The sequence below is a fragment of the Fructobacillus papyrifericola genome (assembly GCF_018437235.1).
Classification (GTDB): domain Bacteria; phylum Bacillota; class Bacilli; order Lactobacillales; family Lactobacillaceae; genus Fructobacillus; species Fructobacillus papyrifericola.
Genome location: NZ_JAAMFJ010000001.1, coordinates 501,907 through 518,458 on the forward strand (window position 1 = coordinate 501,907; position 16,552 = coordinate 518,458).

The window sequence follows — 16,552 nt, forward strand, 5'->3', positions numbered from 1 at the left end:
CAAGCAAAATAAAAGGTGTTGAAAGCTATAGCGTTCTATAGACACTCAACACCTTTATATATTGCCACACCATCCCCCACTAGTACATAGCCTAATTGCTCATGTTATAAATACGTTCAGCTTCTTCAAGCTCTTCATCCGCAACTTTTAACCGTGCTTTGTGTATTTGCTGACGATCATAGATAGCCCACGCCTCTGCTTCTGTGAGGCTCTTCTGTGTTTTGTCGCCGTTACTCAATCTGTCCACGTCATAACCTAACTGCGTGAGTAGGTCTCTAAACGACTCGGCCTCTTCTTCGGCATAGATTGCTTTGTTTTCATGTAGCTTGGCATAGTATCGATAGATAACCGCCCCCTGATAAAACTTGTTCATTTGCCACTTTTGGCAAAAGATAAGGCCAGCCATTACCAGTAGTAAAATTGCTATAAAAATGTTCATCGTATTCCTTTCTTGCTTTGGGTCAAAATGTGCTGTTTTTTGTGTCACTTTAAAAATCGCTGTACCCATTGTGGCTCTAAGCTTAAAAGCTATTTGTGTCGTTTTGTGTCGGCTTTTCGCCACTTCTCTCCCCTATATATGTTTCTATTACCTTCCTCTCTCTTTATTCAATTACCTTTCTATATACTCAAAACCTAACACTTATAACACAAAATATAGTTAAGACTTAGAGTAACAAGGGATTTCAGGTTTCAACTTTGGGCACATTCGTGGCACGTTGACGTCTCTTGAGGTCTCTTGACAGTTTGCCTCTGACACGAAAACGTGCACAATCGCTCTTAAACGTACTTTTCGAGGTCTAAACCTAGCCAGCTAAATTGTGGATTATTTGAGTCTCCCTCTGGATGAAGGCGGGTTCGTGTCTCTAAATACCCATTTTGTGCCACTTTTGTGTCAAAACTCTTCTTGCTCATTTTCGACTCGATTTTATTATCTCTAAGCCAATCTTCAAACCGTGAAAAAGCGACTCGCTTCGATATTCCACCGGTATATCCTTCTTCTGTTTCTCGCCGTGCTTCTAGTAAGAAAGAGCTAACCAAGTCTTGACTGTTCGCCCAGTCCTTTGTTGTTTCTTCTATCTCATCGCTAACCGTTAGCTTCATGTTAGCCTTGGCTGTTTGAAAGGCAGTAATGCACTCAATAGCAAAGCCTCCTAGTTCGTTGATTGCCTCTTTCTCATTCCACAAGGTCGCACGGTACTTGGCCTCTTTCGGGTTATCTCGTACCTTAGGAGCAACTACTGGCACTATGTGCATGCGCTGGACTAAGGCAGAACTAACCGATAGCTTAGGCTTGTTATTGCTGGCAAAGATAAGTAAGGCGTATAGCTCCACACTAATTGAGTTTGACCCTTTACCCTCAACTTCCACCAAGTCGCCGCCTGATAAGGTCTTAAGTGCGTCTGGCATATCAATGCGAGTGTCGGGAATGTCCAAATGGATATTCGCTAACTTGTTAATCAGGTCAACCGTTCCAAAGCGGGCACTCTTACCATTGCTACCGGTCAGCGTGTCGATGTCTTTGGCTGTAATGTTGGCCTGCCCTATCAAAGGTTTTACAATCTTGTCTACAAAGTAGCTTTTACCACTGCCACCCGTCTCATCTAACAGAATTGTAATGGTGTTAAAGGTGTGCTGTTCGGGTATAAAAGCATAGCCGATAATCTCCTTCAGATACTGCCAAGAGTTACCGAACAGATATGCACCCCATGCGTTAATATTGGGGGATGCTTGCCCTGGCTGTGCTTCAATCTGGTGGCCGTTAATCAAGTAGTCTTCTTGTTGGTTGGCCACCATTTCGCCATTATTCAGCATGTACGTGCCATTCTTAAAAGCCACTCGGTCAGTCTTTTGTTTTTCAAAGGTGTTATAGATTCTCTGTGCCTGTACTAATATCGTTTTGGCCGTGTCTTCCATCTTGCGGACGGTATAAAACTGTTCCGCTTTGAGATATTGAAAAGCCACCCGCTTAGCTTGCTCTAGCGCTCTGTTACGCTTGACCTGCTCCCAGTTAATACCGTTATACAGGTAATAATTCATGTCATCCCCAAAAGGCACAACGGCCATAGGGTTATCTTTTAGGATCGTGTCAGCAAGTTTTAAATAGTTGACGGCGGTAGGCTTGCCGTCTTCATTGCAAATAAACCAGGCCGGCTTGCCAGTCCGTTCAGCTAAAAAGTTCTGTTCAAGTTGTTCTGTTTTACCCATGAAGCGCCTCCCTCTTTCGTTTTGCCTTAGCAATTTCACGCTTTAAAACGCTTGTATAGACCTTTTCTAGTTCATTAGAGTCAAGAGGTTGTGGGCTTTGATTATTGGCCACCTTGGCCACTTCTAGGGCTGTCCTTGGAGGGATAGCATAAGATAGTACCCAACCAATGAGGCTAGTGGCCTGGTCATTGCGTTGTCCTGTATCAAAACCATTAGCAATCATCCCCCAGCGCTCTGCCACACTATAGCGGGCATGTCGTTGGCTGTTTTGCTCCTTGTTGTTGGTTTTATCTTGGCCTAATTCATCCACCCACTGCGGTTTGTCTTGTATAGTTTCTAGTCCAGTAGTGGCTTTGTACTCGTTACCATCAATCACAGACGGGGCAACAATCACACCACCACTATTTAACAGGTCTAGGCCTTCCATGGCGCTTATTAGTCGTTGCTTAGTCTCTTTATCTTCACACTTATAAAAAACGTGCCAGCCACCTCCTGCGGTGTTTTCTAGGTAGGTGTCTGATATGGTGGCAGAGTCAACTCCTTGACGGTTCAAAAAGTCCTTTAAACTATGCAGGCCGTCTTTTCCATGTTGGTCAACGTCCACCACCACAAGAGGCGAACGATCGAGGTCAATGCCCACATTACCGCCCTTGTATTGGGGATGCTCTGCTAACCATTCGGCCAAGGCTTCCCAGTGATTAAAGCTATTCTTATAGCCACCGTCTTCACTGTTGTACTTAGTATTAGGTAAAGCCATGAACACGTAAGCACCTAGTGCCATGTAGGACTTAATCGCTTCTACTTTGTTATCATTCATTCAAAGCGCCCCCGGTGTTGTTCAAGTCCTGCTACACGTTTCTGGTAACTCTTGACGTTATTCTTCATCATGTTCAGCGTATAAAAATATTCATCACTGTTTACAATCTTGTACACGCCACCTTTTGCGTTTCGCAAACTGCCAACCAAATAACCTTGGTCTGCTAAGTGGCTTAGGATCGTATACAACCGCCTTTCTGGTATTCCTACCCTCTTGGCCAATACCGGGACTTTAATAGCGTTCTCTTGTCCTTGAGGAAGTGCCATATAAACTGCCTTCTCTCGTGCTGTTAGTTGGTCTTTATGTCGTACATTCGTCATATATCAGACCTCCTCAATGTCTGCCGTCAAGTTGGCAATCTGCATATCAACCATATAAAAAGCCTTGGTGTCTGGCTCTAGCGTGCTGATAAGACGCTTTAAAAAGATAAGGTGGTTGCGTAAATAGTTCACTGGGCTATACTGTCGCTCCTCAACTTTCGCCACTTCTGGCGAATAGAAACCGTTAAAGTTTACTGTTTGTGTGTTTTTCATGTTAAAATATAGCCAAATAGCCGTATTAAAAGGCATTGTAGTCAAGTCATCCCCTCTAGTCGCCAAACTTAACGGGATGTCTTTTTTTGTGCCTTTTTCATGCTTTTGGCTCTCCTTTCTTAAATATCAGCCAGTAGCTTATTCTTGATGTCTTGGTAGTCGTTTCCGTCTAGAAGATATAAGGCAATGTGTTGCTTAGCTCGTTCTAGCCGTTCTTTTTGGTCGTTATCTAGCGCCTCTTCTGGCTTGTCCACACCTTTAGCCTTCTTAAGTTGCTTGGGTGTCATCCCCGTGGCGCACTTATAGGCTAGTTGGTGGTAATTGCTGTAAGCGTACTTATCGTCTGGAAGTTCTTTCTTAATCGTTTCAGCCAAATCAATGTTCGCCCGCTTGTTAAGCTCTCGACTTAGCTTTGCTTGGTCTAGTTCCTGCTTAGCTGTATAGAAAGCACGGACTAAATCAACCTTAAACTGTACAACCTTAGGAGCATTGCCTAATAAACTAATAAGCAAAGTCGCTTGCTGTTCGTTGAGCTTCCAAATCTTTTCAGGTCGTCCCGTTTTAGGAGTTTTTCCATTCTCATGCAAAACAACTCCAAACATTTGTAACTTATCCTTGTATATATAAAACTTATTTCGCACCGCTTCAAAGTTAATATCTAACCTGTCAGCAATGATATTTAATGTTGTGTAAGGTTCATCTTTCAAACCCTTGTAATAAACTAATTCTATTCGTTCTTTTCCTTTCTAGGTTTTGCATTTTCAAAATGCAATACTTACATTTTTATGCGAAAGTATTCGTCTTTCACGGTGGAGCTGGTCTTTTGTCGTATCTTCCAAAGTGGCCAAGTCAGCTAAAACATTGCTAATCTTCGTTTGAGCTAGTCGCATAGATAGGATTAGTTCCTTATGGCTTGGTTCAAGTCCCGGCATTTTAGATCCGCCTAGGATAGTTTCAGCCTTGTGTAGTTCGTCTTGGTAATAACCAATAGAGCTAAGCACGTCCTTGGTGTAGTCTCTGTTATCCATGCTCTTCATTTCCTCTTAAGCGTTTTCTTATGTGATTGCTTGGCTTCCATGTCTCGCACGGTGTAACCCGCTACATAGCCAACTACTCCAATACATGTCACTGTTACCAGCGTTGTTACAATATTCCAAAGTTCCATGCCATCCCCTCCTAATACCAGTTCTCAATCGCTTGGTCGATTTCTTCCCTGTCGTATCGCTTACCAAAGTCTGTGACCTTTGCATGCACTCGCCCAGTGTCAATGAGGTGGCGCTTAAAAGTCCCTTGCGCTACGTTGCAATACTTGGCCGCCTGCTTCCAATTCATCCACCTTGGCCACTCTGTGACTGTCTGCGTTGTTTGTTCCATTGCTATACCTCCTCCAGTAACCAGTCGTTCAACTTGTCGAACGTTCGCTCTTGTGCTGTATCTACCTTGCGATTGATAATTCGTGAGATAGTCACGCTATTAACTCCTGTCTTTTCTGCTAATTGCCCATAGTTTAGGCGCTCTCGTGCCTGCTTAATCGTTAAGGCATCAACAAAGTTATTCGTTAAAACTTTCATCCGTTCCTCCTTTTTACGTTTTATGTAAATCAACAAAACTAATGTTACTTTACGTTTTTTGTAAAGTCAATATTTTTAATATTTATTTTCGTTTTTCGTAAATAATGTTATTATTCTTGTATACACACAGTAGGAGTTATTACATTGGAAAAAAATAGAATCAGAGAATTAAGAGAAGAAGAGGGACTAACACTTAAACAATTGTCCGAAAAATTAGGTGTTACATATGCCACCCTTTCTAGATATGAAACTGGAGTAGTTAAAACTGGTAAGCATGAAGTATGGCAAAAACTAGCTGACTTTTTCAATGTAGATGTTGATTATTTGCAGGGGTTAGAAGTTTCAGAGCCAACTCAAAATGAAGAACTTAGAAAGACTTTAAAAAGCATAATTTCTTCAGTTACTCCTACTATTCCTGCTTTTCCTGCTATTCAACTATCAAAAACTATAGAAAATACAACTAAAACCTTGAATAAAATTATTTATGAGGCTACAGAAAAACAGAACATTCAATATAACAGTGACGTACACAAGCTAACAAAAAAACTAGTCCATACCATCAACAATGAACACCTATCATTACCTCAAAACCGCTACCTAGCAACCGTTTTAGAGACCTTTTTCAAAGCTGATGAAAGCCCTTTAAACAACTTAGCTTTTATCAATGAGTACCTTGGTCTAGCTATAAATGATTCTTCTATTTTTGAAGATGAAACGTTTAGACCTGAGATGATTAAATATTTTAATGAGTTACTAGATGAGTTAGACCCATCTATCCCTAATAGTCAGAAAGATACTTCTGATACAGGGGATGAACAGCAAGACAAATAAAAAAGCCCGCTTGGGGCTTACATGATATAAAGCGCCTATATTAGTGACGCATGTTCTCCCCTTATTGGGGATGAAAGGATATTTTTAAAATAATGATTAAACAGCTAAAGAAAAAAGGCCTCGATGCACCTTTAGTACCATTCTTATATATTTTAGGGGGCATTCTTGCAATGGCCTACGGCATTGGCTTTCATAAATACTACGATGGTTACATGTGGACAATTTTATACGGCGTTCTGATGATTTTTGCAGGCGCTATCTTTATAAACACCTCCATTAGAGGCAAGCACAAGATATGGAATAGTATTTTATCCAAAATAACAATTGATCCTAATTCAAAGGTTCTTGACTTAGGTACTGGTCATGGAATGGTCTTGCTAATGTTCGCTAAACTTTTATCAGGTAATGGTCACGCTACAGGTATTGACTTGTGGCGCAACTCTGACCAGTCTGACAATAGCCTTCACAATACTCAAAATATTATTAAGCAACAGCACTTAACCCATATTGCTGACGTCAAAACGGCGAACATGATCAGCCTTCCTTTTGCAGATAAAAAGTATGACTATGTCGTATCAAGTTTAGCCTTCCACAACATAAAGCCGGCTTCCGAAAGAGTACATGCACTAGAAGAAGCTGTACGTGTTCTTACTGACAATGGTTCTCTAATCATTGTAGACACTGGCCATCACAAAAAAGAGTACATAGACGTGCTCACTAGCTCGGGTCTTGAAGTCATAGAAGCTAAAACATACGGTGTATCTGGCTGGTGGACAGGTCCATGGATGCCCACCTATTCCATCATCGCAAAACGAGACCATTCATAAACTATGTAATTAGCCTACTCAGACAAGTAGGCTTTTTATACAAGTAGGCTTTTTATATTGGAGATGTACACAATCACTAAAAAATACTATAAACCACTACCCTTTTCTGGGGATGTGGTTTGTGACTTTTTAGGTGTGACCTTGTTAATCTTTTTCATATACCTTTTTACCATGTACTCTTATTGCTTCCGACCATTGCGCTTTAATGGCCTTGTCATGCGCTTCTCTTCTCTGCTGGTAGAGTTCGTATATATCAGCTAACTGCATACTTATACGGTCAATCTGCTCTAGCTTCCTAGCGTATGTAGCCCAGTGCATCCCTTTCGGCCGTTTTGGTGTATTGTACAATCTATAAGCTAGATCACAGGCTAATAGATGGCCTAAGCCCATATAACTGTTGTACAAACCTGGATCTAGGTTGTTAATAAGATTTAGCTGTTTCTCGTGTAATGCCATAATTTTAGTGAAAGTGTGCCGTCTGGCTTTATTATCTTGCCCAGCGTAATACAACCCCGCACACACTCGGCATATTACTGCCCGACCTACTTGATACAATGCGCCTTTTCGTTTCTCACAGTAAGGACAAACAAACCAATACCGTACACCGCCATAATTAGGTTTAGTAGTTGCTAAAGCTATCTTGTGACCTTGCCATTTAACAAGATGAGCACGGGGATGTTTGCTAAAGTCTATTTCCTTGATATTTAGTTTTGGATAGCTTGTAACCTTTTGCATTGCAACCCTTAATTTATGTCTAAATCAATAAGAAAATTTTGCAACATTGTTGCACACTTTTTAAAGTTTTTTAGTCTACTATCGTTATTATATCAACGTTTATAAGCCTGTAACCATGTAACTTTTAGGGTGCAACCTTTTGCAACCATCAGCCAAAAATGTTGCAACACTTTTTGCAACGTTGCAACGCTATTTAAGTGCGTGATCAACCGTATAGGCGTTGCTATATAAGACTTTAAACACTGCAAAATACTGCAATAGAATGCTAGGATTTGCTAGATTTATGTTAAGAATTGTTAAGGTAGATTGTTGGAAAATGTTGGAGTAAAATGCTAGAAAATGCTGGAGTAAATGCTAACATTTGCTAACCTAAATGAACGCTTTTTAATGACAGGTTTTGACAGGTTTTCATGTTAGGTTTTGTTAGGTTTTTAGTAAAAAATAACTGAGGTTTTCTGAGGTTTAGGCATAGGTTTTAATAGGTTTTTAAGGCAGGTTTTAGCAAGTTCATAGGCACAAAAATAGCCCCACTCGTTTGAGTAAGGCTTTTCTTATTCATACACTTTAAACATGTCATCGTAACTAATGGCTAGCGTATATGTCTTTTTGTTTGGGGCATCCTCTTCGTGCTTATCAATAAAATAAAATCCGTTGCTTATATAAAAGTCAACTGGATCGGGTAAGCTCTCCACCATAACACCAGCAAAAGCTATCCCGTATTGTGCGCCTACATCCAGTAACATCTTAAAAATATACTTCAGAATAGCTGTCCCAAGATGTAGCCCATCTAACCCATTACCAAATTGAAAGGGCTTGTTAACAGATAGATGGTCTATGTTGATCATTGGCAACGACTTCATCCCACTAGCATCCCCAAATATTTTTTCACGATTTGCATCAGCAAAGGAGGCAGAGCTACTTGAGGTTGATAGGGCAAACATTCCAACTAACACATCATCAAGATAAACAGCGTTTAGGCTGGTTATATGTTTCCTCTCTAAGTCTTGGTAGTCATACTTAATAAACTCATCAAGCCCGGCAACTCCACAACTATAATTATCTAGTTGTTTTGTATCAATCAAGCCAGAAACAGAACATACTTTAAATCCTAATTGTTCCATTTTCTACCAATTCTTTAAAGCGCTTTACACCCTCATCAGATTTAGCAAAGCTAGCCTTAATCTTAGCTACATTTTTTTCTTGTTCAACCTGTGTAGGGTGGAAAATCTTACGGTACTGTTCAGCTTGTGCCCTGTTATCTAAATCAAAAACAACATGCTTGTTATCAATAATCATAGCAACCCCTTATACGTTACTGTTGCCAGAAACAAAGTAAAGGCATAAAAAACATCGTTCCTACACCTATCTATAAATAAATAATACAAGGAAGTCATACAAAATGTAAAGCTATTTTTTAATTGTTTTGACGTCTCTTGACGTTCAGTGACATCCAAATAAGCGTAAAGAATAAATTGGTATAGTCGCTATAAGGTTAATCATTTCCCGCTATACAAGGTGTACCCATCCCCGTTACACATGCTAGTCACTTTGTAACGTTGCCATTTCTGGCAATGTTTCCCCACTGATGGGGAACGGTCTAGGTTCAACTTAGGGCGTCGCGTTTTGCTACTCCCCTATTTCGGTCTAGGTTTAATCTAGGGCGTTAAGGTGCCCAGCCTTCTGCCACTTCTGGCAGAAGGCTGGGGTAACGTTTTGTTATGGCAGGGTGTGGATGTATCCACGGTTGTCAAAGGGGTGTCTATTTTGGACACTCCTTTTTGTTTTCGCCACTTTTGGCAAAGGAGTCGGCAAATCACCGCCCCCCCCTATCTTGATTATTTAATAAAGCGCACATATATCGTCGCCTTATATCACACACCAATTTTCAAAAGTTTTTTTCTGGGGTTGTTATGAAGCCCTAATAGTTGCTGTGTAGCCATTCCTATTTTTAAAAAGCACCCCATAAATCTACCCTAAAAACCCGGACAAAATAGCTCTATATTTTTATCAAATGCCTGTTTAATAGGCTTTTCTTAGATATACCCCCCTACCTAAAAATTTCAAAAATTGAACTTTCACACAAGATGACGATATGTGAGCGCTCTCTTCGTCAGGCGGACAGGGGCGGGGGTATCCAACCTTTTATATCTTCATTCGTACAAATACACCATTACAAAATAAAAACGATTAAATCGTCTTATATAGCTTATTTATACAATCAAATAAAAAAGCCCTTTCGGACTTTAGTGGCTATTATACAAACATTTTCTGCAAGAAGCCTTTTTTCTGTTCTTTCAATAAATCTAACTTACGTTGATGAAGGGTGATAAGGTTGTTAAATATTTCAAAAAATGCACCAATCTTTTGTTGTTCATCTTTTTTTGTTAGACCATAACTAATTAATGATAACGATTTAGCATTTATATGTTTAACTGTTGTCCCAGTGACGTAAGGTAAAATTTTAACGCTATTTGCATTAACATTATATGACATAAAAATCGGGCTGATATGATCTTGTAGCGTAGCAATTAGAACATCCCCTCCAATTTTAACCCCACGCTGTGCGATATAAGTAGTTCTAGCTAATCCGGTTAGCGTAACATCCGACATTGGAAATAAAATAGAATTATCAGGCAAATCGACTCCTTCTGTTGACTGAGTCCAGTGATTTATTTCATTTTTAACTGCATTAAATTGATATAAATCGGCATAATGAACTGCAGGTTTTCCTAATCCTAAATTATTCAGCTTATTCTTTGATATTCCTTTCCCTCTAAGCCAATCGGTAATTTCACCCAGCTTACGCTGTTCCCAATCGTCAGTAAATCCTTCAAATCGCAATTCAGGAACTTTTGCCCCATTTTTAGGAAACATTTTTTGCAAGTAGCCTTTTTTCTGTTCCTTGAGTAAATCCAACTTACGTTGATGAAGAGCGATAGTGTTATCTACCATTTTGAAGAACGAACCGATTTTTTGTTGTTCTGAAAGTTCAGGTACCATAATCGACATTTTCGACATTTGCTTACCTGAAACCTCAACAAATGTAGATCCTGCACCGGTGACTTCTCCATATCGCTTGAGCTCATTAGTTTTTGAAAAAATAAAATAACTATCAAGTTTATTTTGATCAGGAACAATTGATTGGAACCCTTGATTAGTTGTAGCTTCTTTGGCTAATATAGCAGTGTTTCCGATACCAGCACGAGAAGTAAATAAGACGGTTCCTACTGGTAAAATTCGAGCTGAACTCTTCTTTAGACCTAGTTCAGTAATAGTCTTTTTACTTTTACTAACATAACTTTGTTCTCCAATTTCAGCTGGAGCATACCAATCAATATCACCGTCCCAGTATTCAGAGTTCGATGTACTTGGTGTTCCACCACCCACAATATTAGATAATTCTCCCAACTTACGCTCTTCCCAATCGTCAGTAAATCCTTGAAATCGAATTTGAGGCCCATTATTACTCATGATTGCCTCCTAATAGTTGCTTAGCTGATTCGATAATCGGCTGACTATCGTCTGTGACCGCTAAATCACCAATCATTGCTAATAAGTCAGCCTCACTTTGCGCAATGTCACGATTAACATCACCTAGTTCATGGCTAACCGCTACCAAATCAACTGGATCTTCTTCTTCGAAGGTGTCCACATAACGGGGAATATTGAGGTTGAAATCGTTCTCCTTAATCTCTTCAAAGCTGGCAACGTGCGCATACTTCTCAACATCTTCACGCTTTAAGAACGTCTCCACAATTAAGTCAACGTCTTCTTGACGCAACTTGTTATTATTCTTCTGCTTTTCAAAGCCCTTTGAGGCATCAATAAAGAGCACATCATCAGTGGTACGGTTCTTTTCCAGGATCATAATAATGGTTGGAATACCCGTATTCGTAAAGATCTTTTCGGGCAAACCAATCACCGCTGAAATGTGACGGTTTTCTAGTAATTCTTGGCGAATACGACCTTCGGCGGCACCGCGGAACAAGACCCCGTGTGGCAAAACAATCGCCATGCGGCCATCTTGCTTCAAGTGGTACAAACCATGTTGTAAGAACGCAAAATCAGCCTTTGACTTAGGGGCGATCCCTGACTTAAATCGAGGATCATCTTCTCGGTTCGTGTTATCCCACTTCAATGAGTAAGGGGGGTTCGCCATAACGGCATCAAACATACGAGGGCTATCAACCCCACTTCGAACCCCGTCAGGCCAGTCTGAACTTAAAGTATCTGCATTATGGATATTGATATCGTTATACTCAACCCCGTGCATCATCAAGTTAATCCGGCCTAAGTTATAGGTTGTCGTGATAACTTCTTGCCCGTAGTACTTAATGGCTCCACGTACGCCAGCATTCTTCATGTATGAGGCAGTCGTCAAAAGCAATGAACCTGAGCCCATGGCTGGGTCATAGAGACTGTATGTTGGCAGCTCTTCACGCCCAGCCGTTAAAATACGCGCCATAATATCTGACACTTGGTGTGGCGTATAGAACTCGCCGGCCTTCGTACCAGAATTAGCCGCAAACATCCCAATCAAGTATTCATATAGATCACCGAGCACGTCGGCATCTTCATCCAATTCGATTTGGTCAATCAAACTAATCCAATCCATCAAGGTCTTCGTACGCGTTTGCGTATTACTCCCAAGACGGTTTGAAGCCAAGTCCATGTCGTCAAAGATTCCTTCAAAAGTTGCCTTAGCGCCTTGTTGAATCTCTTGGTTAAAATGAACCAGCGCATCCGCCACGTTCGTAATGTTGAATTGATCCACATTAATGGCCGCGTGCCAGTCGCTAAAGAACTCGCCCGGTTGGATGACATATCCTAACTTTGTTTGCATAAAAGCAGCCGCTTTTTCTGGGTTTTGTTTCCAAACTGATGCCCAAGTTTCACCACGTAATTGGCTATCCAGCCATGTTTGGGCCTTTTCAGATAAGAACTTATAGAACATTAAACCAAAAATGTAGTTCTTATATTCAGAAGGTTCAATCTTACCGCGGGTCTCGTTCAATGTTTTCCAAATTAATGCTTGTTTATCTGCTGTTAATGCCATGTTTAGCCCTTTTCTATAATAAATAATTTATTTTTTGGTGATTTTAGCGAAATAATTCAGTAGTGCCTCTTCAAAGTCAGCTCTATCAAAAAATCCAATGTCTAACCGACTCTCTAATTCTTGTAAATATTGATTAAGCGCCGTGTTATCAACTAATTCTATGCCGGGACGGTATAGCTCGTAAGCTGCTAGAATATCGTTGCCATTGTAATCATGGTCGGCTGCCCACTTATACAGTTGAAGATCTTGTTTGGCAGTACGAATGACCTTCCGGACTGACTTCAGTGTCTCCGTCGTAAAATGCTCCGTATACTCGCCCTGTTCAATGCCATTTAAGACCTGACCAATCTCTTCACGATTATCTTGATCTAAGGGCTGTACATGCTCTTCAACAACGGCACGGTTGGCAATACTGGTTTCATCCATATACGCATTCAATAAATTGACTAGTTTGTCGTAGTCGATAATTTCATTCGCGAATGATTGCAAGGCCACTTTGATATTTGTTAAATCAACTTGCTTGTCGGGTGGTAATACTTCATTCACATCGTTCATGCGTGCTTGCAGTGAGCTGAGCTGCGTGGCACTCTCAATGCCTAATGTAATAGATCCTTGCGGTCCTTCAACCGAGTTACCCAAGACATAACCTTGTTGCACCAATTGTTGGACTTGCGAGTTAACTTGTGCTGCCGTCACCGCAAACTCAACTTGTTCTTTTTCAGAACGCGGCATTTGTGAAAAATCATCGCCTGCTAACTGCTGCAAACGCTTGATTTGGGGGTTTAGGTCGATAATCTTATCGGCTGCCTTGGGCGCCAAAATTCCTTCATCAAACAACTCTTTTTGTTCCTGATTATCCGGGGTATTACCCGCATCCGCTAAGGTATCATTGCCCCCTTTGGTATAGATAACCAACGCATCCTTGACTTTTTCTTCCATCACCGCACCTTGACGATAAAAACGCACTTTCCCATGCGGTTTAGCTGTCTTATCAATCGTCCGGTTAGTTCGTGACATTGCTTGAATCAGGGGACCTTCACCCAAAATCTTATCCATGTAAATGATATTAACGAATTTTGAATCAAAGCCCGTTAATAATTGATCTGACACAATAATCAAGTCCAATCGATCGGCATCATTACCCTTGTTATAAGGTTTCTTACGGGCAATGCGCTTGGTCATATCATTGAGGTACGCCCGTTGTGGGTCCTTGTCCTCTAAGAAATTGCGGGTTTGGTAGCGAGCCATATAGTCTTGCATCGCTTGCTTTAAAGCAGCTTGTAGGTCTGATGCGCCTGTCCCATTGGCTTCATCACGCGAATAGGTCATAGCAACACGTAACTCAGGGGCTAGTTGCTTGAAAAGGCTATAATAAGCAGCAACGGCTTGCTTACCTGATACGGCTAACATACCTTGGAATTGATTCGGCTCACGGACCCCCATGTTAATCGGTCCGCTAGCATTCGTAGCCCAATTACGCTGAATATCTGCCACAACAGCTTGTCGGAATGGCAGGCTGGCATACACTTCTTTTTCCAGTTCCTTTTCCGTTAAATCACTATCCAGATCGTGTTCAAAATCAGTCTCATAATAGGTCACATCAAACCCGAGTACATTCCCGTCACCAATAGCGTCCTTAATCGTATAACGATGTAAACGTGGGCCAAAAATATCATAAGTGGAAACATCTTTAGATGTTTTCACGTCATGAACTTCATCGCTATAAAAATTAGGGGTCCCTGTAAAGCCAAACCACGTTGTTTTCGGTAAGGCTTGTTTAATCCGGCTGACAGCATCACCACTGGCTGATCGGTGGGCCTCATCCATTAAAATGACCATTCGCTTATGAGAAACGAGACCTGATTTAATCGCCTTATCTAATCCTTGTACCGTAATCAAATAAATATGGGCCGTATTGTTGTGCTTAAGGGCCCGCTTCAGTTCGCTCCCATTTACCACTTGAATCCGATTTTCAAAGGTCTTATAGGCAAAGGACTTAAAATTCTCATAGGTCTGATTGACTAAGTCAACCCGATCCACAATAAACAAAACATTTTCAACCCTAGGTCGTGAAGCCAATAGTTGCGCCACTTTAAATGATGTGACCGTTTTACCAGAACCAGTGGTGTGCCAGACATAGCCACCTTCTTTTTCAACTAAGTCATTTTGATCCATTTCACGCATACGATCTAAAATTTGACGGGTTGCTTGAATTTGATATGAGCGCATGACCATTAAATTATCGTTCGCTGCATCCGGAATCATATTCACGGTTACTAAGCGGTGTAAAGCTGGAATACCCATCACCTCATGAATAAAGGTCATTGTATTCGTGACATCCTGACCCGCATCATCACGCCAGCCAAAGGCAAAATCACGGTTGTAAAAGTCACTATTCTTTGGTCTTGCAAAATAGTGCGCTGAATTTTGTGATAGAACAAACTGGACTTGCACAAAAGAAAAGAGTCTCGTGTACATACCGTCACCGTCATACTTTTGGAACTGTTCAAACGCATTCCATTGGTTTTGCAAGGACTCATCTTTTTCTTCAATATGAGCAACCGGTAGCCCATTAATCAGCAACATAATATCAATCCGGCGCTTCGAGCTTAGACTCGTTGCTAAATCTGTGAACGTAATTTGGTTAACGACTTCATAACGTGAATGTCCACCAGCAACTTCATCACCATAGAAAATCTCGAGTTCCAGCTGTGTGCCATCATCACGATTCAATGGGACGGTTCCAACACCACCCGCACCCGCCAACATGAGTTGTGCATCATAGGGCGTTTTATTTTTTGCCAGTTCCAACTTCACTTGTTCAAACTCATTATCAGATAATGGAGTGTCTTCTAGTCGTTTACAATTGTTGGCATTTAGAATATCTCGCCAGTGGTCATATAGTCGATCAGCCGGCACACCAGAATATTCTTTCAAATATTCCCAGCCTTCACTCTGTAGTTTTTCAATTACAGCTTGTTCAAATTTGTCTTCCGCCATTTATCTGCTCTTCTTTTCTTTTTTATTTGAAACGATTTACCAAAACGCCACCATTTTTAGGTTTTGAATCCACCTAACTAGTTTCTGATTCAGGTTGCTTTTTCCGCAACCTCTTTTTCACCATAATCCTAATTGCAAATCGTCAGTAAATCCTTTAAATTTTATTGCTGGTGTATTGTTCATTTGTTATACTCCTAGCTTCCTGTTACCTTAGCTAATCGTATAGTTTTCAGAATATCAAAGCAATAGAATTTTGTTAATCTTAATAAATAAAACACCTACTGACTAATCCTTTTCATAGCGTATATATTTACGCGCTATTACAGATTTTTTTAACTATTTACGTCCGACTATGCAAGAATAAATTAAAAAGCCTCTATGGGCTTTATATGGCGTATTTATTTAAGGTTTATTGACTCTAATACTGCTTCATCATAATTAATTTACTGCCCTTGGCTCTTTTTGATAACTTGATTGACTTGGCCAACCTGTTCAGATCGTTGTTGACCTCTTGTATCACGGCAGTAGGCGCTACTATGTTGTAATACTCGCCAAATGGTTTACGGTGTTTGTAGTGGTCATGTTGCATTTGTACGATTTCAGGCGGCAAGGTGGCCACATACGGATCAAGTGTCCAATGTATTTCTTCCCACAAGTTACAGTTTTCTTCTGCAAAACGATTATTAAAGCCTGCCCGTTTTAATTGTTCGATGTTTTCCAACGTCCAGCCATTGCAACCGGTAAAGTATTCTCGGAGTATTTCCCTTTTGTTCATGTTATCCCCCACAAATGCTTTTAAAGCAATTATACAGGAAGACTTGACGCACTAAGCCAGTGTGCTAGCATGCTTGCAAACACGGTTGCTAGTTGTCCACTACTGGACAATTTGGGGATGATTCCTTTTCTGCCACAACTGGCAGACTTTCTTGATTGTCTTTGTTAGATACTAAAGTACCAAATCAGTATCGCAGATACAG

17 protein-coding genes are annotated in these 16,552 nt (G+C 40.7%); 2 read left to right on the forward strand and 15 right to left on the reverse strand.

The annotated features are described in order from the left end of the window. Positions 1-91: 91 nt before the first annotated feature. From G6R28_RS02375 to G6R28_RS02410, 8 genes are all read right to left on the reverse strand, one after another. Positions 92-562: a hypothetical protein gene (locus G6R28_RS02375; protein ID WP_338017253.1), complete on the reverse strand. Its 471-nt coding sequence runs from the start codon at positions 560-562 to the stop codon at positions 92-94. 215 nt (positions 563-777) lie between these two features. After that, positions 778-2,205, reverse strand: a complete 1,428-nt coding sequence (locus tag G6R28_RS02380) for a DUF5906 domain-containing protein (protein ID WP_213792628.1) — start codon at positions 2,203-2,205, stop codon at positions 778-780. After that, on the reverse strand, positions 2,198-3,022 hold the full coding sequence (locus G6R28_RS02385; protein WP_213792629.1) for a bifunctional DNA primase/polymerase: 825 nt from the start codon (positions 3,020-3,022) through the stop codon (positions 2,198-2,200). Before G6R28_RS02385 ends, G6R28_RS02380 begins: the two co-directional genes overlap by 8 nt. Then, the gene (locus G6R28_RS02390) at positions 3,019-3,342 is read right to left on the reverse strand and encodes a helix-turn-helix domain-containing protein (protein ID WP_213792630.1); all 324 of its coding nucleotides are present in this window, start codon (positions 3,340-3,342) and stop codon (positions 3,019-3,021) included. The genes G6R28_RS02385 and G6R28_RS02390 overlap by 4 nt, the downstream gene beginning before the upstream one ends. Before the next feature lie 3 nt (positions 3,343-3,345). After that, entirely contained in the window at positions 3,346-3,555 is a 210-nt protein-coding gene (locus G6R28_RS02395) for a hypothetical protein (RefSeq protein ID WP_213792631.1), read from the reverse strand. 119 nt (positions 3,556-3,674) lie between these two features. After that, positions 3,675-4,262, reverse strand: a complete 588-nt coding sequence (locus G6R28_RS02400; RefSeq protein WP_213792632.1) for a Rha family transcriptional regulator — start codon at positions 4,260-4,262, stop codon at positions 3,675-3,677. A 54-nt stretch (positions 4,263-4,316) separates the two neighbouring features. Beyond that, complete coding sequence (locus G6R28_RS02405; protein WP_238479248.1) at positions 4,317-4,583, reverse strand: hypothetical protein; 267 nt, start codon at positions 4,581-4,583, stop codon at positions 4,317-4,319. 348 nt (positions 4,584-4,931) lie between these two features. Next, positions 4,932-5,126, reverse strand: a complete 195-nt coding sequence (locus G6R28_RS02410; RefSeq protein ID WP_213792634.1) for a helix-turn-helix domain-containing protein — start codon at positions 5,124-5,126, stop codon at positions 4,932-4,934. Positions 5,127-5,270: 144 nt separating this feature from the next. Here G6R28_RS02410 and G6R28_RS02415 point away from each other — a divergent pair, with 144 nt between their 5' ends. Then, complete coding sequence (locus G6R28_RS02415; RefSeq protein WP_213792635.1) at positions 5,271-5,957, forward strand: helix-turn-helix domain-containing protein; 687 nt, start codon at positions 5,271-5,273, stop codon at positions 5,955-5,957. A gap of 92 nt (positions 5,958-6,049) precedes the next feature. Further along, entirely contained in the window at positions 6,050-6,784 is a 735-nt protein-coding gene (locus G6R28_RS02420) for a class I SAM-dependent methyltransferase (protein WP_213792636.1), read from the forward strand. Between the two features lie 144 nt (positions 6,785-6,928). On the opposite strand, the gene G6R28_RS02425 is transcribed toward G6R28_RS02420, so the two are convergent. From G6R28_RS02425 to G6R28_RS02455, 7 genes are all read right to left on the reverse strand, one after another. Next, a complete protein-coding gene (locus G6R28_RS02425) occupies positions 6,929-7,519 on the reverse strand; it encodes a hypothetical protein (protein WP_213792637.1) in 591 nt (196 codons plus the stop codon). Between the two features lie 551 nt (positions 7,520-8,070). After that, entirely contained in the window at positions 8,071-8,640 is a 570-nt protein-coding gene (locus G6R28_RS02430; RefSeq protein WP_213792638.1) for a hypothetical protein, read from the reverse strand. After that, positions 8,621-8,815, reverse strand: a complete 195-nt coding sequence (locus G6R28_RS02435; protein ID WP_213792639.1) for a hypothetical protein — start codon at positions 8,813-8,815, stop codon at positions 8,621-8,623. Before G6R28_RS02435 ends, G6R28_RS02430 begins: the two co-directional genes overlap by 20 nt. Positions 8,816-9,772: 957 nt before the next feature. Then, entirely contained in the window at positions 9,773-10,990 is a 1,218-nt protein-coding gene (locus G6R28_RS02440; RefSeq protein WP_213792640.1) for a restriction endonuclease subunit S, read from the reverse strand. Further along, on the reverse strand, positions 10,983-12,575 hold the full coding sequence (locus tag G6R28_RS02445; protein ID WP_213792641.1) for a type I restriction-modification system subunit M: 1,593 nt from the start codon (positions 12,573-12,575) through the stop codon (positions 10,983-10,985). The genes G6R28_RS02440 and G6R28_RS02445 overlap by 8 nt, the downstream gene beginning before the upstream one ends. Before the next feature lie 27 nt (positions 12,576-12,602). Continuing rightward, positions 12,603-15,575 (reverse strand): type I restriction endonuclease subunit R, encoded by a 2,973-nt coding sequence (locus G6R28_RS02450; RefSeq protein ID WP_213792642.1) that lies wholly within the window; start codon positions 15,573-15,575, stop codon positions 12,603-12,605. A 418-nt stretch (positions 15,576-15,993) separates the two neighbouring features. After that, positions 15,994-16,350, reverse strand: coding sequence for a hypothetical protein (locus G6R28_RS02455; protein WP_213792643.1), 357 nt, complete (start codon positions 16,348-16,350; stop codon positions 15,994-15,996). Positions 16,351-16,552: the final 202 nt, after the last annotated feature.